The 24,185-nt window shown below is 72.1% G+C and carries 18 protein-coding genes; 10 read left to right on the forward strand and 8 right to left on the reverse strand.

Translation table 11 applies throughout. The annotated features are described in order from the left end of the window. Positions 1-202 precede the first annotated feature (202 nt). Positions 203-2,002 carry a SpoIIE family protein phosphatase gene (locus tag B9S64_RS23240; RefSeq protein ID WP_258038087.1) on the forward strand — a complete coding sequence of 600 codons (1,800 nt, stop codon included), beginning with the start codon at positions 203-205 and terminating at the stop codon, positions 2,000-2,002. A gap of 91 nt (positions 2,003-2,093) precedes the next feature. On the opposite strand, the gene B9S64_RS23245 is transcribed toward B9S64_RS23240, so the two are convergent. The 3 genes from B9S64_RS23245 to B9S64_RS23255 all read right to left on the reverse strand — a co-directional run bounded on the left by B9S64_RS23245 (position 2,094) and on the right by B9S64_RS23255 (position 8,305). Then, positions 2,094-4,145: a M4 family metallopeptidase gene (locus tag B9S64_RS23245; protein ID WP_103493902.1), complete on the reverse strand. Its 2,052-nt coding sequence runs from the start codon at positions 4,143-4,145 to the stop codon at positions 2,094-2,096. Between the two features lie 411 nt (positions 4,146-4,556). Next, on the reverse strand, positions 4,557-6,434 hold the full coding sequence (locus B9S64_RS23250; RefSeq protein WP_103493901.1) for an ABC transporter ATP-binding protein: 1,878 nt from the start codon (positions 6,432-6,434) through the stop codon (positions 4,557-4,559). Continuing rightward, positions 6,431-8,305: an ABC transporter ATP-binding protein gene (locus B9S64_RS23255; RefSeq protein ID WP_103493900.1), complete on the reverse strand. Its 1,875-nt coding sequence runs from the start codon at positions 8,303-8,305 to the stop codon at positions 6,431-6,433. The genes B9S64_RS23250 and B9S64_RS23255 overlap by 4 nt, the downstream gene beginning before the upstream one ends. Before the next feature lie 241 nt (positions 8,306-8,546). Here B9S64_RS23255 and B9S64_RS23260 point away from each other — a divergent pair, with 241 nt between their 5' ends. From B9S64_RS23260 to B9S64_RS23300, 9 genes are all read left to right on the forward strand, one after another. Continuing rightward, positions 8,547-9,458: an ABC transporter ATP-binding protein gene (locus B9S64_RS23260; protein ID WP_181012475.1), complete on the forward strand. Its 912-nt coding sequence runs from the start codon at positions 8,547-8,549 to the stop codon at positions 9,456-9,458. Positions 9,459-9,460: 2 nt separating this feature from the next. After that, positions 9,461-10,234, forward strand: a complete 774-nt coding sequence (locus B9S64_RS23265) for an ABC transporter permease (RefSeq protein ID WP_103493899.1) — start codon at positions 9,461-9,463, stop codon at positions 10,232-10,234. 52 nt (positions 10,235-10,286) lie between these two features. Then, positions 10,287-11,549, forward strand: coding sequence for a sensor histidine kinase (locus B9S64_RS23270; protein WP_258038086.1), 1,263 nt, complete (start codon positions 10,287-10,289; stop codon positions 11,547-11,549). A gap of 22 nt (positions 11,550-11,571) precedes the next feature. Beyond that, on the forward strand, positions 11,572-12,228 hold the full coding sequence (locus B9S64_RS23275; RefSeq protein WP_103493898.1) for a response regulator transcription factor: 657 nt from the start codon (positions 11,572-11,574) through the stop codon (positions 12,226-12,228). A 177-nt stretch (positions 12,229-12,405) separates the two neighbouring features. Continuing rightward, positions 12,406-13,626: an Ig-like domain-containing protein gene (locus tag B9S64_RS23280; RefSeq protein ID WP_103493897.1), complete on the forward strand. Its 1,221-nt coding sequence runs from the start codon at positions 12,406-12,408 to the stop codon at positions 13,624-13,626. A gap of 213 nt (positions 13,627-13,839) precedes the next feature. Further along, on the forward strand, positions 13,840-15,096 hold the full coding sequence (locus B9S64_RS23285; protein ID WP_103493896.1) for an Ig-like domain-containing protein: 1,257 nt from the start codon (positions 13,840-13,842) through the stop codon (positions 15,094-15,096). Positions 15,097-15,176: 80 nt separating this feature from the next. Continuing rightward, positions 15,177-15,944 carry an enoyl-CoA hydratase/isomerase family protein gene (locus B9S64_RS23290; protein ID WP_103493895.1) on the forward strand — a complete coding sequence of 256 codons (768 nt, stop codon included), beginning with the start codon at positions 15,177-15,179 and terminating at the stop codon, positions 15,942-15,944. Positions 15,945-16,200: 256 nt separating this feature from the next. Continuing rightward, the gene (locus B9S64_RS23295) at positions 16,201-16,716 is read left to right on the forward strand and encodes an ATP-binding protein (protein WP_164342759.1); all 516 of its coding nucleotides are present in this window, start codon (positions 16,201-16,203) and stop codon (positions 16,714-16,716) included. A 412-nt stretch (positions 16,717-17,128) separates the two neighbouring features. Next, positions 17,129-17,938, forward strand: a complete 810-nt coding sequence (locus tag B9S64_RS23300) for a polysaccharide deacetylase family protein (RefSeq protein WP_103505266.1) — start codon at positions 17,129-17,131, stop codon at positions 17,936-17,938. A gap of 27 nt (positions 17,939-17,965) precedes the next feature. Here the strand turns inward: B9S64_RS23300 and B9S64_RS23305 are convergent, their stop codons facing one another. The 5 genes from B9S64_RS23305 to B9S64_RS23325 all read right to left on the reverse strand — a co-directional run bounded on the left by B9S64_RS23305 (position 17,966) and on the right by B9S64_RS23325 (position 24,157). Further along, on the reverse strand, positions 17,966-20,251 hold the full coding sequence (locus tag B9S64_RS23305; protein WP_103489562.1) for an N-acetylmuramoyl-L-alanine amidase: 2,286 nt from the start codon (positions 20,249-20,251) through the stop codon (positions 17,966-17,968). A gap of 200 nt (positions 20,252-20,451) precedes the next feature. Further along, the gene (locus B9S64_RS23310; RefSeq protein WP_103489563.1) at positions 20,452-21,429 is read right to left on the reverse strand and encodes a terpene synthase family protein; all 978 of its coding nucleotides are present in this window, start codon (positions 21,427-21,429) and stop codon (positions 20,452-20,454) included. Positions 21,430-21,797: 368 nt separating this feature from the next. Further along, positions 21,798-22,196, reverse strand: a complete 399-nt coding sequence (locus B9S64_RS23315) for a GntR family transcriptional regulator (protein WP_103489564.1) — start codon at positions 22,194-22,196, stop codon at positions 21,798-21,800. 48 nt (positions 22,197-22,244) lie between these two features. Further along, entirely contained in the window at positions 22,245-23,216 is a 972-nt protein-coding gene (locus B9S64_RS23320; protein WP_103489565.1) for an ABC transporter permease, read from the reverse strand. Continuing rightward, positions 23,213-24,157: an ABC transporter ATP-binding protein gene (locus B9S64_RS23325; RefSeq protein ID WP_103489566.1), complete on the reverse strand. Its 945-nt coding sequence runs from the start codon at positions 24,155-24,157 to the stop codon at positions 23,213-23,215. Before B9S64_RS23325 ends, B9S64_RS23320 begins: the two co-directional genes overlap by 4 nt. Positions 24,158-24,185 lie beyond the last annotated feature (28 nt).

Raw genomic sequence — 24,185 nt, forward strand, 5'->3', positions numbered from 1 at the left:
CTCCCCGTCCGAACCGGTGGACCCGGCGCCGTCCCGTCCGGCGCCGGGCCCACCGGCGTCCGTACCGTGGGATCGCCGCCCCACCGGCGGGAGTGATTTCACCGTGACCTGGCTAACATGACAGCCGGTGCCGGTGTGGCCTGGTCCCACCGATGTGACAGGACAGCGAGGCGTCCGGTGGGCGCGAGTGGAGGTCGGCACGGTGAACGGCGGCGGAAGCCGAGCGAGACGCCTGACCCGTCGGCTGGCCGCCCAGCGGGGCGCCTCCCGCAGCCTGCGCGTCCGCCACCCGGATGCCGGGGCCCCGCTGCGGGCCGACCGCTTCACCACCGCCGCCCGGTTGCGCTGGCTGCACACCGCGAGCACCCGGATCGGCACCACCCTCGACCTGGAACGGACCGCCCGGGAGCTGGCCGAGTTCAGCGTCCCGCGCCTCGCGGACGGCGCCGCCGTGGACCTGCTGGAGTCGGTCCTGCACGGCGAGGAGGGCGAACGGGTCACCGGATCGGCCGTCCCCGTCACCCGGGCCATCGCCGTCAAGTCCCTCGACTCGCTGGCGGGCCTGGAGCCCTCGCCGGTCGGCGAGGTGGTCGACCGCAGCCGGCGCCGCGAGACCCTGCTGACCCTGCACTGCCTGCGCAACGGGGAGCCGGTGCTGGTCAGCCGGATGACCGACGAGGACTACGGGCGGGTCGCCCCCACCGACAGCGCCGCCGACGCGATGCGCCGCCAGGGCGTGCACAGTTACATGGCCGTGCCGCTGACCGCCCGGGGCATCCTGCTGGGCTCCGCCGACTTCGTACGCGCCGGAGACAGCCCTCCGTTCAACCGGTCCGATGTGCAGCTGGCCGGTCAACTCGCTGCCATGGCCGCCGTGTTCATGGACAACGCCCGGCTCTACGGACGTGAGCGCGAGCACGTCGTCTCGCTCCAGCGCAGCCTGCTGCCGCGCGCCACCCCGCACACCCCCGGGCTGCGCGTGCGCTCGCACTACGCCCCCGCGACGGATGCCCAAGGTGTCGGGGGCGACTGGTACGACGTGGTGCCGCTGCCCGGCGGGCGTACCGCCCTGGTGGTCGGGGACGTCACGGGGCACGGACTGCCGGCCGCCGCCACCATGGGCCGGCTGCGCACGGTCGCCCGTACGCTCATGACGCTCGACATCGCGCCCGACCGGGTGCTGGCCCGGCTCGACCTCGCCACCCGCGACCTGGAGGACGACCAGGTCGCGACGTGTCTCTGCGCGGTCTACGACCCGGCCGACCGCAGCTACACCTTCGCCAGCGCCGGGCATCCGCCGCCGCTGCTGATCGGCGCCGAGGGCACGCCGCGGTTCCTGGACGTGCCGGTCGGGGCGCCGCTGGGGGCGGGCGTCATCCCGTACGACCCGCTACGGCTGTGCGTTCCCGAGGGCGGGCGGCTGGTGCTCTACACCGACGGCCTGATCAAGACCCGTACCGACGACGTGGACGTCCAGCTGGCCGGACTGCGGTCCACCGTCGGGGAGATGCAGAGCGACGAACTGGACGACGGCGGGCTGCTCACCGCGCTGCGGACCGGCGACGCGCGCTTCGACGAGGCGGTGCTGCTGGTCGCCGAGTCCTGCGCGCTGCCGCCGGACGTCGGGCTGCGGACGTGGGAGCTGCCCACCGACGGCAACCCCGCCTCCACCGCCCGTACGCTCGTCACCGAACAGCTCGCCCGGTGGGACCTCGCCGAGCTCGCGGACGTCACCGAACTGGTCGTCAGCGAACTGGTCGGCAACGCCATGCGCTACGGCACCGGGCCCGGCCAGCTCCGGATGCTGCGCGACGGCCGCCTCCGGGTGGAGGTGTCGGACACCGGCCCGGACCTTCCGCAGATCCAGCACGCCGACGTCAGCGACGAGGGCGGACGGGGTCTCCAGCTCATCAACCTGCTGTGCCGCAGGTGGGGTTCGTGCCGCACGGCGGAGGGCAAGGTCGTCTGGGCCGAGCAGAACATCCCCGAAGGTCCCGGCTGAGCCGGGAACCGCGCGCGGGCGCGGCCCGGGAGAGCGAATCTCCCGGGCCGCGCCGTGTGTGGGGGGTGGTTCCGTGCGTGCGGGGCGTGGTTCAGAAGGTGAGCTTGACGCTGTTGAAGGTGCCGGTGTCGCCGGAGTAGACGTCCTGGATCCGCAGGTTCCAGGTGCCGTTGGCGGTCTTGGCGGAGGCGTTGACCGTGTAGGTCTCCACCACGTTGTCCGCGGAGTCGGACAGCGAGGAGTTCTTCAGCCGGAAGGCCGTACCGTCGGGGGCGACCAGGTCCAGGACCAGGTCACCGCGCCAGGTGTGGCTGATGTCCACCGCGACCGAGAGGTTGCTGGGGGCCTTGCCGGCGATGCCGGAGACGACCACGGGGATGGTGGTGGTGCCGCGGTCGACCAGGGCCTTTTTGGTGGTGTTCTGGAAGACCGTGCCGCCCGGCTCCGGGTCGGTGCTGCCGCCGGGGCGGCTGCCCACGTTGATGGCGGCCCAGGCGTTGGCGACACCGGCGTACTCGGTGCTGCCGGTGCCGTACAGCTCACCGGCCACGGCGAGCGTCCCGGTGCGGGCCGCCGCGTAGTTGGTGGTGGAGGTGAACTTCGTGGTGAGCGCCTTGTACCAGATCTGCAGCGCCTTGTCGCGGCCGATGCCGGTCACCGGGAGGCCGTCGGAGGTGGGGGAGTCGTAGGCCACCCCGTTGACGGTCTTGGCGCCGCTGCCCTCGGAGAGCAGGTAGAAGAAGTGGTTCGCCGGGCCCGAGGAGTAGTGGACGTCGATCGAGCCGAGCCCCGAGTACCAGGAGTCCTTGGACGCGCCGTCCTTGCTCGGCTTGTCCATGTAGCGCAGCGGGGTGCCGTTGCCGTTGATGTCGATCTTCTCGCCGATGAGGTAGTCACCGGGGTCCGTGGCGGTGTTGGAGTAGAACTCCACGCCCGTCGCGAAGATGTCCGAGGTCGCCTCGTTGAGGCCGCCCGACTCGCCGCTGTAGTTGAGGCCCGCGGTGTTGGAGGTGACGCCGTGCGTCATCTCGTGGGCCGCCACGTCCAGGGACGTCAGGGGGGCCTTGTTGCCGCTGCCGTCACCGTAGGTCATGCAGAAGCAGCTGTCGGACCAGAAGGCGTTGACGTAGCTGTTGCCGTAGTGGACGCGGGAGTACGCTCCGACACCGTCGCCCCGGATGCCGGTGCGGCCCATGACGTTCTTGTAGAAGTCCCAGGTCTCCGCCGCCCCGTAGTGCGCGTCGGCGGCCGCGGTCTCCACGTTCGTCGGGTTGCCGTTGCCCCAGATGTCGTCGGGGCCGGTGAAGAGGGTGCCGGTACCCGAGGACGTCCCGTTGTTCAGGTTGTACGTCTTGTGGTTGCCGCGGCCGGTGTCCGTGAGGTTGTACGAGCTGCCGGATCCCGAGGTGCCCAGGGTGACCGTGCCGCTGTACTGGGTGTTGCCGGTGCCGTTCTCGATGGCCTGCCACTCGTAGAGCTTGGCGCCGGAGGCGGCGTCGGTGATCACGTGCAGCTCGTTCGGGGTGCCGTCGTGCTGGAGGCCGCCGACGACCGTCTCGTACGCCAGCTGCGGGGTGCCGCTCGCCAGCCAGACGACCTTGCGCGGGGCCTCGCTCGCCTCGGTGCTCTTGGATCCGTCCGCCTTGGCGGCGGTCAGCGCCTGCTTCTCGGCGGTGGCGGGAGCGATGTCCGCCGAGGTGCTGACGGCCTTGAGCTGCGCGGTCGTCGCCTTGGACGCCTTGGTCACGCCCTCGGTCTTCCCGGCCTTGGACTCGGCCACGACCAGGTCGCCGCCGAGGACCGGCAGGCCGTCCAGGGTGCGCTCGTAGCGGGTGTGCGTGGTGCCGTCGACGTCCTGGACGACATCACGGACGACCAGCTTCTCCTTGGCCCCGAGGCCGAGTTCCTTGGCGGTGGCCGCCGTGGTGGCGCCGGCCTGGCGGATCAGTTCGGCCCGCTGGGAGGGGGAGAGCTGGGCGGGGAGCGCGCCGGGGTCGGCGCCCTTCACCGCGGCGGCCGGGGCGGCGGTACCGCTCACGGGCGCGGCCGTCGCGCCGTTGGTCTGTACTCCGACGGCGAGGAGGGCTGCGGCGGTTATCAGAGCGCCGGTCGCGGTGGCACGACGGCTGGGCGTGGATCTCACGCGGAACTCCTTCTGCGAGGGGGGTTACGGCCGACTGGGTGAGCCGACGGGCAGAGCAGGCGAAGCGCGGAACGGGGGAAGAGTGTCAGCAGAACCCCGTGCATGTCAGGACCGCGTCAACATGTTGGCCGGATCTCGTCCGTTGCCGGAAGGTACGTGTTCGTTAAGCGGACGTTTCCCTGTGTGTCGTCCCGATGGCCTACCGGCGGGTACTGACCGCCTGGGACCTGAACGCGCAGGGTGTACGGGGGCTCCACCGAAGCGGCCGGTCTTCGAACGCGAGGGGCCCGAGTGACGGAGGACCACAGGCTGAGACGGCGGGGAAAGGTGGCCGGTTCCGCGCCGTGGGGCTGGTACCCGTGGCGGAGGCCGGGTGGGGCCGGCCTCCCCGCGGTAGCCGGCCCGCCCGTCTCAGGCCAGACTCTCCCGCCACGCCCGGTGCAGCCCCGCGAAGCGGCCGGTCCCGGCGATGAGTTCGGCCGGAGTGCCGTCCTCCACGATGCGGCCGTGTTCCATCACCAGCACCCGGTCGGCGATCTCCACCGTCGAGAGCCGGTGCGCCACGACCACCGCCGTGCGGCCGTGCAGCACGGTGTCCATTGCCTGCTGCACCGCCCGCTCCCCGGGGATGTCGAGCGAGCTGGTCGCCTCGTCCAGGATGAGGACGGCCGGGTCCGCGAGCAACGCGCGTGCGAACGCGACCAGTTGGCGCTGACCGGCGGAGATGCGGCCGCCCCGTTTGCGTACGTCCGTGGCGTAGCCGTCGGGCAGACCGCTGATGAAGTCGTGCGCGCCGATCGCCTTGGCCGCGTGCTCGATCTCCTCGGGGGTGGCGTCCGGGCGGCCGATCGCGATGTTCTCCGCGATCGTCCCGGAGAAGAGGAACGCCTCCTGGGTCACCATCACCACGCCCCGGCGGAGTTCGGGTGTCGGCAGGTCCCGCAGGTCGGTGCCGTCCAGCAGTACCCGGCCGTCGGTCGGATCGTAGAAGCGGGCGAGCAGCTTGGCGAGCGTGGACTTCCCCGCGCCCGTCGAGCCGACCACGGCCACGGTCTGGCCCGCCGGGAGGGTCAGGTCGAAGCGCGGCAGGACCTCGCCGCCCGTACGGTAGGCGAACCGCACCTCCTCGAACCGTACTTCGCGGCCGGGGAGTCCCCCGCTCGGGGCGGGCAGCGCCTTCGGGGCGACCGGTTCCGGGACCGTGGGGACCTGCGCCAGCAGGCCGGCGATCTTCTCCAGCGAGGCCGCCGCCGACTGGTAGGAGTTGAGGAACATCGCGAGCCGGTCTATCGGGTCGTACAGCCGCCGCAGATACAGCACCGCCGCGGCCAGTACTCCCAGCTCCAGGGTGCCCGACGCCACCCGGTAGGCGCCCCAGAGCACCATCCCGGCCACCGCCGTGTTCGCGACGAGCCTGGACCCGACGACGTACCGGGCCATCTCCAGCAGCGCGTCGCCGTTCCGCCGCTCGTGGCGGTGGTTGAGCTCCGCGAAGTCGGCGTCGTTGGCGCGCTCCCTGCGGAAGGCCTGGACCGGGCGGATGCCGTTCATCGTCTCCGCGAACTTCACGATCACGGCCGCGATGGCCGTGGACCGGCCCGAGTACGCCTTCCCCGCCCGGCGCTGGTAGATCCGCACCAGGACGTACAGCGGGCCGAAGGAGGCCACGGCGATCGCGCCGATCCCCAGGTCCAGCCACAGCAGCATCAGCGAGATCGACACGAACGACAGGACCACACCGAGGAGTTCCTGAAGGCCCTCGCTCAGCAGCTCGCGCAGCGACTCCACGTCCGTGGTGGACCGCGAGATCAGCCGGCCCGAGGTGTACCGCTCGTGGAAGTCCACGCTCAGCACCTGGGCATGGCGGAAGATGCGCCCGCGCAGGTCGAGCAGTACGTCCTGGTTGATCCGGGCGGCGGCCTTGATGAAGGCGTACTGGAGCAGCCCGGCGCCGACCGCGCAGAGGGTGTATCCCGCGCCGACGGCGACCAGCGGTCCGTAGTCGTGGTCCCGGAAGGCGGGCACCCCGCGGTCGATGGCGTACGCGACGAGCAGCGGCCCGGCCTGTACGGCGGCCTGCTGGACGACCAGCAGGAGCGACGCCACCACCACCCTGGCGCGCAGCGGCCCGAGCAGTGACATGAGCAGCGCCCAGGTCGCCCCGCGCGGGGTGGGCAGGTCGTCCTTGTCGAAGGAGTCGGGGGCGGCGGCGTCCGACGGTGTGCCGGGCGCACCGCCGGGCAGGTCGTCGTCGGCCAGGGCGGGGCCGTCCGCGGTGGTACTGGTCATAGGGTGCTGCCCTCCTCGGCAGTGGCGACAGCGGTGCGCTCGTCGGCGGACCGGGGGCTCTGGGCGCCGGACATCAGCCAGGCGTACTCGGTGTGGGTGCGCAGCAGTTCCTGGTGGGTGCCCACGGCGCTGATCCGGCCGTCGGACAACAGCGCCACCCGGTCCGCCAGCATCACCGTGGACGGCCGGTGCGCGACCACCAGCGCCGTGGTGCCCTCCAGCACCCGCCGCAGCGCCGCCTCGACCAGGGCCTCCGTGTGTACGTCCAGTGCGGAGAGCGGGTCGTCCAGGATCAGGAAGCGGGGCCGGCCGACGACCGCGCGGGCCAGCGCGAGGCGCTGACGCTGGCCGCCCGACAGGCTGAGCCCCTGCTCGCCCACCTGGGTGTTGACGCCGTGCGGCAGGTCGTCCACGAAGTTGGCCTGGGCGACGGACAGGGCCCGGCGCAGCTCCTCCTCACCGGCTCCCTCCGCGCCCATCAGGACGTTCTCCCCGACGGTCGCGGAGAAGAGCGTCGGTTCCTCGAAGGCCACCGACACCAGCTCGCGCAGCCGGGAGCGCTCCAGGTCCGCGATGTCCTCGCCGTCCAGCAGGATGCGGCCCCCGGTGAGGTCGTGCAGCCGGGGTACGAGCGCGGTCAGCGTGGTCTTGCCCGAACCGGTCGCCCCCACCAGGGCCAGCGTCTCCCCGGGCCGCACGCGCAGATCGATCCGGGCGAGGACGGGCACGGAATCCGGGTCGGCGTCCGGGTAGCGGAACTCGACCCCGTCGAAGACGAGGCCCGCCTCCGCGTCCCCGCCCGCCCGCGCGCCGTCCGACGCCCCGTCCCGCGCCCGGTCCTTCGCCCCGTCCTTCGCCCCGTCCTTCGCCGTGGACGGTTCCTCCGCGACGTCCATGACCTCGAAGTAGCGGTCGGCGGCCGTCGCGGACTCCTGGCTCATCGCCAGCAGGAAGCCGATCGACTCGACCGGCCAGCGCAGCGCCAGCGCCGTCGAGAGGAACGCCACCAGGGTGCCCGCCGACAGCCCGCCGTCCGCGACCTCGATCGTCCCCAGCACCAGCGCGGCACCGATGGCCAGCTCCGGGATGACGGTGATCAGCGCCCAGATCCACGCCAGCAGCCGGGCCTTGTGCAGCTCCGTGCCGCGCAAGCGCTGGGCGAGCGCCCGGAAGGCCTGCGCCTGACTGCGGTTGCGGCCGAACCCCTTGACGATGCGGATGCCCAGCACGCTCTCCTCGACGACCGTCGTGAGATCGCCGACCTGGTCCTGCGCCTTCCGCGCCACCAGCGAGTACTTCGTCTCGAAGAGGGAGCACAGGACCATCAGCGGCACCGCGGGCGCCAGCAGGACGAGGCCGAGCGTCCATTGCTGAGCGAACAGGATGATGAAGCCGACCAGGATCGTCGTGGCGTTGACCAGCAGGAAGGTCAGCGGGAACGCCAGGAACATGCGCAGCAGCATCAGGTCCGTGGTCCCGCGCGACAGCAGCTGGCCGGAGGGCCAGCGGTCGTGGAAGGCCACCGGCAGCCGCTGGAGGTGGCGGTAGAGGTCGGCGCGCAGCGACGCCTCCACCCCGGCCAGCGGCCGCGCCACCAGCCACCGCCGCAGCCCGAAGAGCCCGGCCTCCGCGAGCCCGAGCAGCAGCAGGTAGAGCGCGCCCAGCCACACCCCGCCCGGGTCCCGGTCCGCGACCGGCCCGTCCACCATCCACTTCAGGATGAGGGGGATCACCAGGCCGAGGCAGGACGCGAGCACCGCGACGAACGCGGCGGCGAACCACCGCGCCCGCACCGGTCGGACATAGGGCCACAGACGCAGAAGGGAGCGCACGGCGGACCGGTCCGTGGGCTCTGCAAGTGTTTCGGGCATCAGGACCGAGCCTAAGGTTCACCACTGACATCCCTCATGTGGTTTTCCGGCCGGTGTCTCCACCAGGCCCCCTTCCACGACCGTCAGGCCCCTTCCTCACGTCCACCGGCCCCGTCGTCCGGGCCCACCGATCACCCCGCAGGCATCGGCCGATCGCCGTGCCCCGTCAACCGATCGGCTGATGCCTGTTCGAGCGGGACGGCGGATACCGCCGCGGCCCGCCCGCCGGAACCCTTGGCCCATGCCCATCATCGAAGTGAACGCGCTACGCAAGAGTTACGGGGGGCGCCTCGTCGTGGACGAGGTGGGCTTCGGCGTGGAGGAAGGGGAGATCTTCGGCATCCTGGGCCCCAACGGGGCCGGCAAGACCACCACCGTCGAATGCGTCGAGGGGCTGCGCGTCCCCGACTCCGGGACCGTCCGGGTCGCCGGGCTCGACCCCGTGGCCGACCGCCACCGGGTCACCCGTCTGCTCGGCGCGCAGCTCCAGGAGAGCGAGCTCCAGCCCAAGCTGACCGTGCGGGAGGCGCTGGAGCTGTACAGCGCCTTCTACCCGGAGCCGGCCGACTGGCGGCGGCTCGCCGAACGGCTCGGCCTCGACACCCATCTCACCCGCCGCTTCGCCAAGCTCTCCGGCGGCCAGAAACAGCGGCTCTCCATCGCCCTCGCCCTCATCGGGAACCCGCGGGTGGTCGTGCTCGACGAACTCACCACCGGTCTCGACCCCCGGGCCCGCCGGGACACCTGGCGGCTCATCGAGGAGGTCCGGGCGAGCGGGGTGACCGTCCTGCTGGTCACCCACTTCATGGAGGAGGCCCAGCGGCTCTGCGACCGTGTCGCGGTCATCGACAAGGGCCGGCTCGTCGCCCTCGACACCCCGGCCGGACTGATCGACCGCTCCAGCGGCTCCACCGTCATCTCCTTCACCCCGTCGGAGCCGCTCCAGGACACCGGCGCACTCGCCCGGCTGCCGGGCGCCGTGTCCGTCTCGGTGGACGAGCGGGACGGGCGGGTCACCGTCCACGGCGACGACGACACCGCCGACGCCGTGATCTCGCTGCTGGCCGCCCGCCGCGTCACCGCCCGCCACCTGCGTGTTCTGGAGACGACCCTGGACGACGCCTTCCTCGACCTCACGGAGCAGGACGCCTGACCATGACCGCCACCCTCAGCGCCACCGGCCCGGCCCGGAGACCCGCCACCGCCGTCCTGCGGACGGAGATCCGCCTCTTCCTGCGTGAACCCGGTGCCCTCTTCTGGGTCATGGTCTTCCCGACCGTCCTCCTGACCGTCCTCGGCCTCATCCCCTCCTTCCGGGAGGACCAGGACGGTCTCGGCGGACGCAGCGTCATCGACCTCTACGTCCCCGTGGCCGTGCTCCTCGCCATGATCATGGCCGGGCTCCAGGCCATGCCCCCCGTCCTCACCGTCTACCGCGAACGCGGCATCCTGCGCCGGATGTCCACCACCCCGGTCCGCCCCTCGGCCCTGCTCACCGCGCAGATCGTGCTGCACGGCGCGGCCTCGCTGTGCTCCGCCGCGCTCGTCCTGGCCGTCGGCCGCGTCGCCTTCGGGGTGCGGCTGCCCGGACAGATCCCCGGCTACACGCTCTCCCTGGTGCTGGCGGTCGCCTGCGTCCTCGCGCTCGGCGCCACCGTCTGCGCGCTGTCCCGGACCTCCAAGGTCGCGACCGCCGTGGGGTCGGTCGCGTATCTGGTGATGATGTTCACGGCCGGGGTCTGGGTGCCCGTGCAGACGATGCCCGGCCTGCTGCGCCGGATCGTCGAGTGCACACCCCTCGGCGCCGCCTCCCAGGCGCTCGACCAGGCGGCCCGCGGGGACTGGCCCGGCTGGACCCACCTAGCGGTCGTGGCGCTGTGGACGGCGGTGCTGGGCGCGGCGTCCACCCGGCTCTTCCGGTGGGAGTGACCGGGGCGCCGCGTAAGGTGCGGAGCGTCCGGGGACGACCGGGGGAGGGGCCGTGAAGGACGACGACCGTACGACGGCCGAGCACCGCTGGCAGCAGTTCTACCGGTACGGCCCGTACACGCTCCTGGGCCTCGCCGTGCTGATGTCCGCCCTGTCCTCGGGCCTCGTCGGGATGACCGGCACGGACATGTACGCGGCGGCGGTCCTGGCCTCGGGGGCCGGCGCGCTCCAGTTGTGGTGGGGCCGGACCCGGCCCGGGGCGCCCCCGTACGGACGGGCCGCCCAGGTCTACTACGTCCTGCGGACCGTGATCGCCTTCGCCCTCTGCTGGTTCAACCCGTTCTTCTCCGTCTACGCGATCACCGGCTACTTCGACGTCGGCGCCCTCCTGCCGAACCGGTACGTCCGTGCCGGCCTGCTGTGCACCGCCGTCACCATGGCGGGCGCGCAGTCCGGCAGCGGTATGCCGCCCGCCTCCCTCACCAACTGGGCGGCTTTCGCGGCGCTGTTCGTCCTGCATTCCTCCCTCGCCCTCCTCTTCGGCAACATCGGCGCCCGCGAGGCCGAGAAGGACAGGCGCCAGACCGAGACCATCACCGAGCTGGAACGCACCAACACCCGCCTGGAGCAGGCCCTCGCCGAGAACGCCGCCCTCCACACCCAACTCCTCCTCCAGGCCCGGGAGGCCGGCGTCGCGGACGAGCGCCGCCGTCTGGCCGCCGAGATCCACGACACCCTCGCCCAGGGCCTGGCCGGGATCATCGCCCAGCTCCAGGCCGCCGCCTCCACCGCCGACGACCCGGCGCTCGCCCGGCGACACCTCGACCGTGCCGCGGGCCTCGCCCGGCACAGCCTCGGTGAGGCCCGCCGCTCCGTGCACAACCTGGTGCCCGCCGCGCTGGAGGAGGACGACCTGCCCGGAGCCCTGAGGAAGACGGTCGGGGAGTGGTCCGAACGGCACGGCATACGGGCCGGATTCACCGTCACCGGCACCGTCGAACCCCTCCACGACGAGGTCGGCGCCACCTTGTTGCGCATCGCCGAGGAGTCCCTCGCCAACGCGGCCCGGCACGCCTCGGCGACCCGTGCCGGGGTCACCCTCTCCTACATGGGCGACGAGATCACGCTCGACGTACGCGACGACGGCCGGGGTTTCGACCCGGCCGCGCTCCCGGAACAGGGCGGCGGCGGAGGCTTCGGGCTCGGCGGGATGCGGGCGCGCGCCGAACGCGTCGCGGGCACGGTCACCGTGGAGACGGAACCCGGCCTCGGCACCGCCGTCAGCGCCAGGGTTCCCCTGGTGCGCCCCGCCTGACGGGCGTTACGGTGAGGCCGATATGACCGAGGCACCCGGCACCGCACGCGTGATCACCCTGGTCGTCGTCGACGACCACCCCGTCGTACGGGACGGCCTGCGCGGCATGTTCACGTCCGCGCCCGGCTTCGAGGTGCTGGGGGAGGCCGCCGACGGACCGGCCGCCGTGGCGCTGGTGGCCCGGCTGGACCCCGACGTGGTCCTGATGGACCTGCGGATGCCGGGCGGCGGGGGAGTGGCCGCCATCGCCGAGCTGACCCGGCTCGGCGCCCGGTCCAGGGTGCTCGTGCTGACCACGTACGACACCGACTCCGACACCCTCCCCGCGATCGAGGCGGGCGCCACCGGCTACCTGCTCAAGGACGCGCCCCGCGACGAACTGCTCACCGCCGTACGGGCGGCGGCCGACGGGCGGACCGTGCTCTCACCGGCCGTCGCCTCCCGGCTGGTCTCACGGGTACGCGCTCCGGCGGTGCCGGGCGGCGAGTCGCTGTCCACCCGGGAGCGCGAGGTGCTGGCCCTCGTCGCCCAGGGCACCTCGAACCGGGGGATCGCGGCCGAGCTGTTCATCAGCGAGGCCACAGTGAAGACCCATCTCACCCATGTCTTCGCCAAGCTGGGCGCCAAGGACCGGGCGGCGGCCGTCGCCCTCGGCTACCAGCGCGGCATCCTGGGCTGACGGCCGGAAGAGCGGCGCCCGCCCTCGTCCCGGCCACGGTCCCCGGTGTGGTCGCGGCCCCGGCCCGGTGGCGGGGCGCCCGGCCATACGGGTGGTCTGTCCGGCTCCGCCGACGGTCTGCCCACGGTGGACCCCCCGCTCACGTTTCCCCCGGGGGCGCCCGTCGTTGGGCGGGGCGTGAACCACGAAGCGAAGAGAGCACGGGCGGGTTCGGCCGCCGTGCTGACATGGGCAGGACTGTTCACCGTGCTGGTCCTACTGACGGGCTGCACCGAGGCGACGTCGTTCTTCGGGGACGACCGCGCACCCGGGGACGCCATCCGGATCGTCCCGAAGGACGGCGCCGAGAACGTGGGCGCAGACGACCGGATCGAGGTGACCGTCCCCAACGGCAGGCTCGAACGGGTGAAGGTGACACGGATCGAGGACGCGGAGCAGGAGGAGGTGCCCGGCACGATCGCCGGCGACGGCCGGTCCTGGGCGCCCCAGGACAAGGGGTACCGGCTCGGGCTCGCCGGGAAGTACAGCGTCGAGGCCGTCGCGGTCGACGGCGGCGGTCACCGCTCGGCCCGGAGCACCACCTTCACCACCCTCGTCCCCAAGGACCGTTTCATCGGCTACTTCAAGCCGGAGAACCGGTCGACCGTGGGCACCGGGATGATCGTCTCCTTCGAATTCAACCGCCCGGTCAGGAACCGGGCCGCCGTCGAGAAGGCGATCCGGATCACCACCGAGCCCCGCGTCGAGGTGGCGGGCCACTGGTTCGGCGCGGAGCGGCTGGACTTCCGCCCCGAGGAGTACTGGGAACCGGGGACCGAGGTCACCGTCGACGTCGGACTGCGCGACGTGGAAGGCGCGCCCGGGGTCTACGGAAGCCAGCGCAAGACGGTCACCTTCCGGGTCGGCCGCTCGCAGACGTCCGTGGTCGACGCCGTCGCGCACACCATGGAGGTGCGCCGTGACGGCGAGGTGGTCAGCACGGTGCCCGTCACGGCGGGCACCGAGAAGACCACCACGTACAACGGCAAGATGGTGGTCTCCGAGCTGCACGAGGTGACCCGGATGGACGGCCGTACCGTCGGGTTCGGCGGTGAGTACGACATCAAGGACGTGCCGCACGCCATCCGGCTGACCAAGTCCGGCACCTTCCTGCACGGCAACTACTGGGAGTCCCCCGACATCTTCGGCTCCGAGAACACCAGTCACGGCTGCATCGGGCTGCGCGACGTGAAGGGCGGCGGCTCGGACACCCCGGCCGGATGGTTCTTCGAGCGGACCCTCGTCGGGGACGTGGTCGAGGTGGTCAACTCCACCGACAAGACGGTCGCCCCGGACAACGGCCTCGGCGGCTGGAACCTCGGGTGGCCGCAGTGGAAGGCGGGTTCCGCGCTGCGCTGATCACCGGTCCGACCTGCACCGGTCCCGGGGACACCGTCCCCGGGACCGCCGGCCGGCTCCACCCGGGGCGCCGGGACGAGTTGGGACACAACGGTGACAGTCCGGGGGAGTTCTCCCCGCGTCCGGTGTGATTGTCTTGCGCCGAGCGTGCACGTACGGCGTGCGGAGTGCGGGCCATGGCGAGGCCAGGCCGTGCGAGGGGAGACGACCACAGTGAACGGGCTGCCGATATCGGGGGCATCGGCCGGGGCGAGCAGGGGACGGCACGGGCGCGGCGCCCATGGACTTCTCGCACTGGTACTCGGTGCGTTGCTGCTGCTGGTGACGGGGTGCGGGGGGAGCGGCGCGGCCGCCGAGAGGGACGGGGACGCCAAGAGCACGGGGGGCAAGAGCGCCGACACCAGCGCCTCGCAGGCGGTGGTGACCATCGCGCCGAAGGACGGCGCCGACGACGTGGCGACCAGCGGCGCGCTGAAGATCACGGCCGAGCGGGGCAAGCTGAGCACGGTGAAGGTCGCCGACCCCAAGGGCAACGAGGTCGAGGGCGCGATCGCCGCCGACGGACTGAGCTGGGCGCCGGAGCGGCACCTGGCCGCCGCGACCAAGTACACCGTGCACGCGGTCGCCAAGGACGACAAGGGCCGCGAGTCGGCCAAGGACACCGCCTTCACGACCCTCGTCCCGCAGAACACGTTCATCGGGCAGTACACCCCCGAGGACGGTTCGACGGTCGGGGTCGGCATGCCGGTCTCCATCCACTTCACCCGGGGCATCACCGACCCCGGGGCCGTCGAGAAGGCGATCCGGGTGACGGCCGAGCCGGCCGTGGAGATCGAGCCCCACTGGTTCGGCAACGACCGCCTCGACTTCCGTCCGGAGAAGTACTGGGCCGCGGGCACGAAGGTGACGCTGCGCCTGGACCTGGACGGCGTCGAGGGACGCCCCGGTGTCTACGGCAAGCAGGCCAAGACCGTGTCGTTCACCGTCGGCCGCAGCCAGGTCTCCACCGTGGACGCGCGGTCGCACCGGATGAAGGTGGTCCGCGACGGCAAGCAGATCAAGGACATCCCGATCTCCGCGGGCGCCCCGTCGACGACCACGTACAACGGTCAGATGGTCATCAGCGAGAAGCTCAAGGTGACCCGGATGAACGGTGACACGGTCGGCTTCGGCGGTGAGTACGACATCAAGGACGTCCCCCACGCGATGCGGCTGTCCACCTCGGGCACCTTCATCCACGGCAACTACTGGGGCGGGTCGGGCATCTTCGGCGCGAGCAACACCAGTCACGGCTGCGTCGGCCTGCGGGACGTGCGCGGCGGCTGGGACGGCAAGACCCCGGCCGCCTGGTTCTTCGACAACTCGCTGATCGGCGACGTGGTCGTGGTGAAGAACTCGAACGACAAGGTGATCCAGCCGGACAACGGCCTCAACGGCTGGAACATGGACTGGGCGGAGTGGACGAAGTAGGTCCCCCGCACACGACGGGCCCGGTGCTGTGACCAACGGCACCGGGCCCGCCGGTGTTAGCGGCGGTTAACCTGCCTTCCATGACCGTAACCCTCGAAGTACGCGACGACGTCGGCACGATCAGGCTGGACCGCCCGCCGATGAACGCCCTGGACAGTGCCGTCCAGGACCGGCTGCGCGAGCTGGCCGAGGAGGCGGCGGGGCGCGACGACGTACGGGCCGTGATCCTGTACGGCGGAGAGAAGGTGTTCGCCGCGGGCGCGGACATCAAGGAGATGCGGGCGATGGACCACCCGGCGATGGTGAAGCGCTCCAAGGCCCTCCAGGACTCCTTCACCGCCGTGGCCCGGATCCCCAAGCCCGTGGTCGCCGCCGTGACCGGCTACGCCCTGGGCGGCGGCTGCGAACTCGCGCTCTGCGCCGACTTCCGGATCGCCGCCGACAACGCCAGGCTCGGACAGCCGGAGATCCTGCTCGGCCTCATCCCGGGCGCCGGCGGCACCCAGCGGCTCGCCCGGCTCGTCGGTCCGTCCAAGGCCAAGGACCTGATCTTCACGGGCCGTCAGGTGAAGGCCGAGGAGGCGCTCGCCATCGGCCTGGTGGACCGGGTGGTGCCCGCCTCCGAGGTGTACGAGCAGGCGCACGCGTGGGCCGCCCGGCTCGCCAAGGGGCCCGCGCTGGCTCTGCGGGCGGCCAAGGAATCCGTGGACGCGGGGCTGGAGACGGACATCGACACCGGGCTGACGATCGAACGGACCTGGTTCGCCGGTCTGTTCGCGACCGAGGACCGCGAGCGCGGGATGCGCAGCTTCGTGGAGGAGGGGCCGGGCAAGGCCCGCTTCGTCTGAGGGCGTCGCCCGTCCGTGTGGGGACGCGGTGACCCGGGTTCATCCCTGTGGGCGGATGAGCGGGACCTTAAGGCAACCTTAAGGTCCCGCTCCCCTTCCGCTCGGGCGAAGACCCCACCGGTGTCCGTCGCCCCAGCTGGCGGCGGTTCCCGGCGTGCAGTCATGCCCCTGACATATGCCAGGAACCCTCCTCGGGGCGGCGCCGGCCGCGAGGACGATTCCCCGGGAACGGCCACGGAGTCCCCGCGGGCCGTCCATGATGGGGGGCATGGCGGGCCTGGAGGGTGTGGAGCAGCCGCGACAGCGCAGCAGCGCGAGTGCGGGACGCTGGAATACGGCCACGGAGGACGAACAGGCGTTCAAGGCCGTGGAGTTGTACGGAAATCCGACGGAGGGTGAGGTCCGATTGCCCTCGCGTCCGGAGTCCGCGGCCACCGCCCGGCGGATCACCTCGTGCGTGATGCTGCGGCAGTGGCAACTCCCGCCGCAGACCGCCGAGCACGGGGTGCTGCTCGTCTCCGAACTCGTCGGCAACGCGGTGCGGCACACCGGTGCGCGGGTCTTCGGGCTGCGGATGCTGCGGCGCCGGGGCTGGGTTCGCGTCGAGGTGCGCGACCCCTCGCGCGGCCTGCCGTGCCTGATGCCCGTCCGGGAGATGGACGTCAGCGGGCGCGGTCTCTTCCTCGTCGACAAGCTCTCCGACCGGTGGGGTGTCGATCTGCTGCCGCGCGGCAAGACCACCTGGTTCGAGATGCGCGCCTCCGACCGCTGAACCACCGCCCGCCCGTGTGCCGGGGGCGCGGTCCCGGAACGCCAGAAGCCCCCGTCGGCCGGGGTGCGGCGCTTTCGGGGGCTTCTGTGGGGGGCCATGGAATGGGGGGTGTCTCCATGGCCGCTTGTGGGGCCCGGCTCGGGTCGGAGGAGGCCGTGTCACCGACTATGGCAGATGGGGGACGTCGGTGCCAAAACCCCACATGGTGCAGAAGTGGGCATATTAGGGCAATCCCTTTGTGAATCCATGGTGTGATGGGTCACTGGCCTGGTAATTCCCGTGCGTCGGGGCGCCCGGAAGGGTGATTCCTCGACGGTCTCCGTGCGGCGGCACCCGCGTGCCACACCCTTTCCGCCCTACTCTGTCCCGGATCCCGGGCACGGTCTCCCGGTCCGGACCCGGAGGGAGGGCCATGAACGGTCGCGGGACGGCGACGGACCGCCGCACGGTCCTGCGCGCGGCCACCGGGGCGGCCCTCCTGGCCGCCGGCCCCGCCGGCTGCGCGGACGCCGGACGAACCACCCACGCCCCGGAGAGGCCCGGCCCCGCGGGGAGCCCGTCCGGCGCGGGGCGGGCCGGGGGCCCCGACCGTCCGGCCCCCGCCCCCCGGCGCTTCCCGGGGCAGCCCGTCCAGATCGACCACGGCCCCCGGAACCGGCCCCAGGTCGCCCTCACCTTCCACGGCGAGGGCGACCCCGCCCTGGCCGGCCGGATCCTGGCCGACGCCGAACGGGCGGGCGCCCGGCTCACCGTCCTGGCCGTCGGCACCTGGCTCGACGCCCACCCCCAGATGGCCCGCCGGATCCTCGACGGCGGCCACGACCTCGGCAACCACACCCAGAGCCACCTGGACATCAACGCGCTGGGCGAGGACCAGGCGTACGCGGAGATCACCGGCTGCGCCGAGCGCCTGCGCCGCCTCACCGGCTCCATCGGCACCTGGTTCCGGCCCTCCCGCAGCCGGTACGCCACCCCGCTCGTCCAGGACCTCGCCCGCCGGGCCGGCTACCCGCACGTGCTGGCCCACGACGTGGACTCCCTGGACGCCACCGCCACGGGTGTCGCGGCCGTCACCCGCAAGGTCGCCGGTGAACTCCGCGACGGGGCGGTGGTCAGCCTGCACCTGGGCCGGCCGGACACCGTCGCCGCGCTGCCCCTCCTCCTCACCGAGATCGCCCGGCGCCGGCTGCGCGCGGTGACGGCCACGGAGCTGCTGAGCTGACGCCCGCGGATCCGGGGCCGGCGACCGTCACTTGAGGTAGACCAGGCCGTCCGTCGTCACGGTCGGCCGGCCCTTCGTGCCGACCACCACGACCTTGACGGTGTGCTTGGCGGAGGACGGCCAGGACGTCGTCCAGACGGCCTGCCGGTAGGCGGTGGTGGAGGACTTCACGTCCACCGTGGCCGTCTTCTTCCCGTCCACGTAGATGTGCACCTGCCCGGAGGTCGAGGCCCGCGACGCCACCCAGGCCACCGAGCGCCCGGTGAACGTCCAGGTCAGCGAGGCGTTCTTGGTGCCGCTCGCGTACGACTTGCCGCCCAGGTAGGAAGAGGAGGACCGGGTCGCCCAGGTGCCGCTCTTCTTCGCCGCGGTCTCCTGGAGGATGACGGGCGTACCGGCGACCGAGGCGGCCGCGGTGTTGCCCGCCCGGTCGTAGGCCGACATCTTCCACGTCGTCGCCTTGCCCGGCTTCGCCGTGTGGGAGGCGCTGGTGACGGTGGGGCCGTAGGTCTTCGCCACGGGGGCCGTCAGACGTACGTCACGGAGCTGTACGGCGTCGGCGGCCTTCCACTTCAGCGTGAGCGGGACGGCGGCCGCGTTCACCGTGCCGCTGCGCAGCGAGAGACCCGGCTTGGTGGTGAAGGTGGGCGCGGTCCGGTCGGCGACCACGGTCACCGCCGCCGACACCGAGGTCTTCCCGGACAGGTGGGTGGCCCGCACCTGGACCGTGTGGCTGCCCGCGGCCAGTTGGGCCTTGGCGGACGTGGCGGAGCCCTTCACGGTGGCGGTGGACCTGCCGTCCACCAGCAGCTCGTAGGAGGCGACGAAGGCGGCCGGGGTGGTCGCGGACCAGCCGACGGTGATGTCCGCCTTGGTGTGGTACACGGCGCCGGAGAGCGCGGCGCCGGTCACGGACGTGACGGTCAGTCCGGTGACGGGGCCCCCGGCGTACCCCCGGATCAGCGGGAGCTGGGCGTAGAGCCGGGAGCCGGGGCACTGGGTGTTGAAGCCGTCACGGTGCCCGGAGATCTGCTGGAACGTGTACGTCTTGCCCGCGGTGAACACCTTGCCCGCGTAGTTGTTCCCGGCGGCGCCCGCCGTGAGGGTGGTGGTGCCGGCCGGATCGCCCTTGTACTGGCCGAGCTTCCACGCGGCGACCCTGGCGACCGAGGCCGTCGCCGCGCTCGCCGCCGCGGTGTCGGTGTACATGCCGATGACGGCGATGCCCGCGGTCTCCCGGTTGAACCCGTAGGTGTGAGCGCCCTGGACGGCACGGTCCACGCCGCCCTTGCGGCCCTCGAAGACCGTGCCGCACTTGTCGACCAGGAAGTTGTATCCGAGGTCCTTCCACCCGTTGGACTTCACGTGGTAGGCGTGCAGCCCGCGCACGATCGCCGCCGAGTCCGCGCAGGAGTAGGAGTTGGTCTGCGCGGTGTGGTGGACGAAGACGGCCTTGACCCGGTCCATGTAGTCCGGGGACTCGTCGTTGAGCGACTCGTCGGCGTTCCAGCCGGCCCGGGAGACGATCGCCGGCCGGGGCGCGGTGGACGGCGGCGGGGTGCCGGACGGTCCGGTGGAGGGGCTGGTGGCCGGGGCCGACGGCGACGTCGTGGGGTCCGGCCCGGGTTCCGTGCTCGGGGGCGCGTCCGTCGTGGTGGTGGGGACGGGTTCCTCGGTCGCCGGTTCGGTGGCGGGGTCCGTCTGCCCCGCCGGGGGCTCGGACACGGGCCCGTCGTCCGGGGCGGGGGAGGACGGCTCCTCGGACGGTCCGTCCTCGGCGTCCAGCGCGTACGCGGCGGGCTCGGCGTCTCCGGAGCCCCTGCCGGGATCGACGGTGTCCAGCCGCAGCCCGGCGGGGAGCCCGGCCGTGCTGCCGGAGCCGGCCCTCACCCGGACCTCCACACCGTCGGACGGGCCGACCCAGCGGGGCTCGGTGCTGCCCCGGACCCCGGCCTGTCCGGCCTCGGTACGGCCGTCGATCTCGGTGTCCAGCGGCAGCCAGGACGTCCAGGTGCCCGTCGCGCGGGAGCGCGTACGCGTCTCGACGGTGCCCGGCACCGTGGCCGAGGGATCGGTCCAGGTGACGCCCAGCATGCTGAACGGCTTGCTCTCACGCTGCTCCAGGGAGGCCGAGGCACCGTCACCGGAGACCTTCAGCGCCGTCCCGCGCACATCGGCCCGGACCGCGCCGGACGTGGCGCGCGCGTCGCCGGAGACGGGGGTCCCCGTCACCCCTTCGCCCACCAGGACGCCCCCGACCACCGCCGTGGTGGCGACGGCGGCCGTGACCCATATTCTTCGCTTCACTCGCACGAGGTTCCCGAGGATGACGACCGCCGTGGCGGCAGTTTCGACAAAGACTGGCCGATACTCGAACGGCCCTCCACACAATGGTTGCCGATCCTTCACATCTTTTCGGCCTTCCACGGGATCGAGATGGTCACAATCCACAGGGCCCGGGGGCCCGTTGCCGGGTCCCCGGGCCCTGTCGCCCTCGGTGCGCGTGTGACGCCTCAGACGGCGAAGTGCGGCGAGAGCGCCTCCCTCCGGTCGATCTCGACCAGATCCGGGCGGGTGTAGCGCTCGGCCCGCGCGTGGTAGTCGAAGTCGCCGCGCACCAGGCCCCGGTAGTCCCGTACACAGCGCTCCAGCGCCGCCCGGGTGGGGCCCTCGATGCCCCCGGCCGCTATTTCCTCGACGAGTTCCCTCTCGGCCCGCTGGACCCGCTCGGCGATACGTGCCAGTTGAATTCCGGCCTCGTCCACGGCCTCTTGGAGCGTGGACCGGCGGTCACGCTGAATGAGCCGGACCGCGTTGTGCTCGTATCCGTGGACGGCCTCCTTCTCGAAGGAGCAGATGTCGTTGCACAGCCCGGAGTGATCGGTGACCGCATGGCGCAGCGCGATATACGCGGGCAGGCTCCGGGCGGATTCCGGGAGATCGATTCCCGCGGTGATCTCATGGAGGTCCAGGAAGGGCTGCATCGCCACGGAGTCCCGGCGGTGCCGGGTGAAGTCGGCCCGGCCGGGCACCTGTCCGGCGGCCCGCTCCACCGCCTCCGCGTAGTAGGTCCAGAGCCAGGCGGCGGTGTCGCGCCGGAACTGCCGTGCCCAGGCGGGGGACCGGTCGCGGCAGGTGCGCTCGCGCAGTCCTTCGAGCGCGTACTCCATCGGGACCAGCGGCTTCTCCCCGTCCAGGACGCCCACGAGCCGGGAGATGGCCTCCTCGCACATCCGGGGATCGCGTCCGGCCGGCCCGTCGTCGAACTCGTCGTCCACCAGGAACGCCCAGAAGAGCCACTGGCAGAAGAGGTCGAGGTGCTGCTGTGAGGCCTGCGGGAAGATGAGCGATATCCAGAGTTCCGGGCGGGTGCGGAGCATCTTCTTCCGGGCCACCGGGGAGAGACGCAGATCGTTCTCCTCGGCCCACTGCCAGGCCGCCGCCTTCGTGTTCTCCATTCCCGGATTGCATCCCGCGCTCCGGAACGGCATATGAAACGCCGGTAAAACAATCTGGCTCATGGGTGCCCCTCGTCGAATTGGTGCGGATGGACGCCGGGATCGGTGAACCGATCGACGTGACGCACCGGGACCGGCCCGCCGGAGCGCGGCCGGTGACCCGCTGGCTCTGGCCAAAGGGTCACCGTCCGAGGTGGGGCTGCCATCGTGGGCCTCCTTCCACCGTCCGGGGGCCGGCCGGTCCGGCCGGGTGCGCCGAACGGCGGGAGCCGCTCGCGTCACCATGCGTCACGACCAGTGAACCCCGTGTGGGTGAGAGAGGGAAGCGGTAGGTGGCCGAAACCGCGTGATCGCGGGGAACACCCGCTCATCTCTGAGCAGGATGGGGCGGGGCGCCGGGCTCAGCCCTCGGGTGCCCCGAACACCGTCCCGTAGGTGGCGCGGAACAACTCCTCGACCTCCGCGCCCTCCAGCCCTTCGGCCCGCGCCTGGTGCATCCACTCGGTCAGCGCCGACCGCAACGGCCAGTCGGGGTCCGATCCGGGCCGCGCCAGGGTGCGGGTGACGAACGTGCCCGCCCCCTGGCGGACCTCGGCCAGCCCCGCGCGCTCCAGCTCGCGGTAGGCCTTGAGCGTGGTGTTCGGGTTGACCTTGGTGGTGGCGGCGACCTGCGCGGCCGTGGGCAGCCGGTCCCCCTCCTCCAACGCGCCCATCCGCAGCGCCTGTTCGACCTGGCGCACGATCTGGAGGTACGTCGCCACTCCACTGCGCCGGTCGATGCGGAACACGACCACCGGCATCACCTTCCGCTCGGGTACCGATACTTTATGTACACGGCCGCGACGTGCCTACAGCGGGCGTCGGGCCGAGCGCCACACCACGAACGCGGTGAGCGCGGCGGTGCCGGCCAGCAGGATGCCGGCCCCCGTCCACTGCATGGCCGCCATCTGGTCGTAGTCGAGGTACTCCATGACGCTGTTGACGATGCCCTTCTCGGAAAGGCACGCGTCCTGCGCCTTCTCGGTCGCCTCGGCGCACGTCCCCCATCCGTAGAGGGTTCCGTCGGCGCTGCCCACCCAGCGGTCCAGCTCGTACGACTCGTCGAAACGGGCGGGGAGTTCACCGTCCAGCGGGTAGGTGAAGACGTGCGACGGGGCGAGGTGCGTCCGGATCAGGCCCCAGGCGGTCTCCACGGCCACGGCGAACACGAAGGTGACGACCATGGCGGGGAGCACCCGGCGCAGCAGGACGCCGATGGTCACCCCGGCGGCGGTCAGGAACAGCGCGAGGGCCGGGAGCACGGGGCCGGTGTTGTCGAAGGACTCGGCGTCCATCCAGGAGAGCGAGAGCAGCGAACGGTACGGCGTCCACCACCAGGTGAAGAGTGCGGAGAGCACCACGCACGAGACCAGGGTGGCCGCGAAGCACCAGCCGAGCTTCGCGACCAGCCAGCGGCGGCGCGTCACGGACTGGGTGGTGGCGAGCTGGGCGGTGCCCTGCTCGCTGTCGGCCGCGATCAGCGGGGCACCGAGGAAGACGGCGAGGACGACGGGCAGCGCGCTCAGCAGCGTCGTCAGGTAGCCGTACTGGCGGCCGACGACCTGCGACGGCGCGTCCTTCCCGGGCCAGCCCGCCGCGTCGAGCAGGTCGATCAGCTGGGCGCGCTGGTACACGATCCAGATCGAGCAGAGCACCGTCAGGGCCAGGACGCAGAGCAGCGTGGCCCGGTGCTGGCGCAGGACCAGCCAGTTCAGGCCGCGCACCACCCTCCGGCGGGGCGTGGCGCGTCTGGTGGACGCCTCGGTCAGGGTGGTGCTCATACGGTCCTGGCCTCCTCGGGCTCGATACCGGCTCCGGGTGTGTACAGCGCGGGGGCGTCGGGCGAGCGGAGATGGGCGAGCAGCACTTCCTCCAGGCTCGGCTCCGAGACCTGCCACGCGTCGGACAGCGGGCCCGAGGGCCGCACCATCGCCTGGAACTGCCGGCCCCGCACCCGGTTCTCGATCACCGTGTGCCGGGTGAGGGCGGCGGGCAGCGCCCCGTCCTCGGTGACCCCGGTCACCAGGGCGTGCGCGGGGACGAGCGCGTCGGCGTCACAGGCCATCCGCACCTTGCCCTGGGCGAGGACGAGCAGGTAGTCGCACATGTCCTCCAGCTCGGTGAGCATGTGCGAGGACATCACCACGGTGGTGCCGCGTTCGACGGCCTCCGCCATCAGGAGGGTGCTCATCTCGTCGCGGGCCAGCGGGTCGAGGTCGGACATCGGCTCGTCGAGCAGGAGCAGGTCGGGCCGCTTGCCGAACGCGAGGGCGAAGGCCACCCGGGTCCGCTGACCGCCGGAGAGCGTGCCGACGGCGGCGTGCGGCGGTACGTCGCCCGCGCGGACGATCCGTTCCGCCGCCGCCATGTCCCAGCCGGGGTTGAGCTCGGCGCCCATCCGCAGCGTCTCGGCGACGCTGAACCGCTTGTACATCGGCTTGTCCTGGCCGAGGAAGGCGAACCTCGGCATCACCTTCGGATCGCTCACCGGCACCCCGAAGAGGCTGAGTTCGCCCTCGGTGGGGTTCACCTGCCGGGTGGCCATGCCCAGCAGGGTGCTCTTCCCGGCGCCGTTGGGCCCCACCAGACCGCAGATCCGTCCGGCCGGCAGCCGGAAGGAGCAGTCCCGCAGCGCCCAGCCGCGGCGGTAGCGCTTGCCCAGGCCGCGGGCCTCGACGGCCCACGTGCCCCCGGACCCGGTCGGCGTACTCGTCTGTGCCACGCTGTCCCCTCAATTCCATGAATCAATT

This window comes from Streptomyces sp. SM18 (assembly GCF_002910775.2).
GTDB lineage: Bacteria > Actinomycetota > Actinomycetes > Streptomycetales > Streptomycetaceae > Streptomyces > Streptomyces halstedii.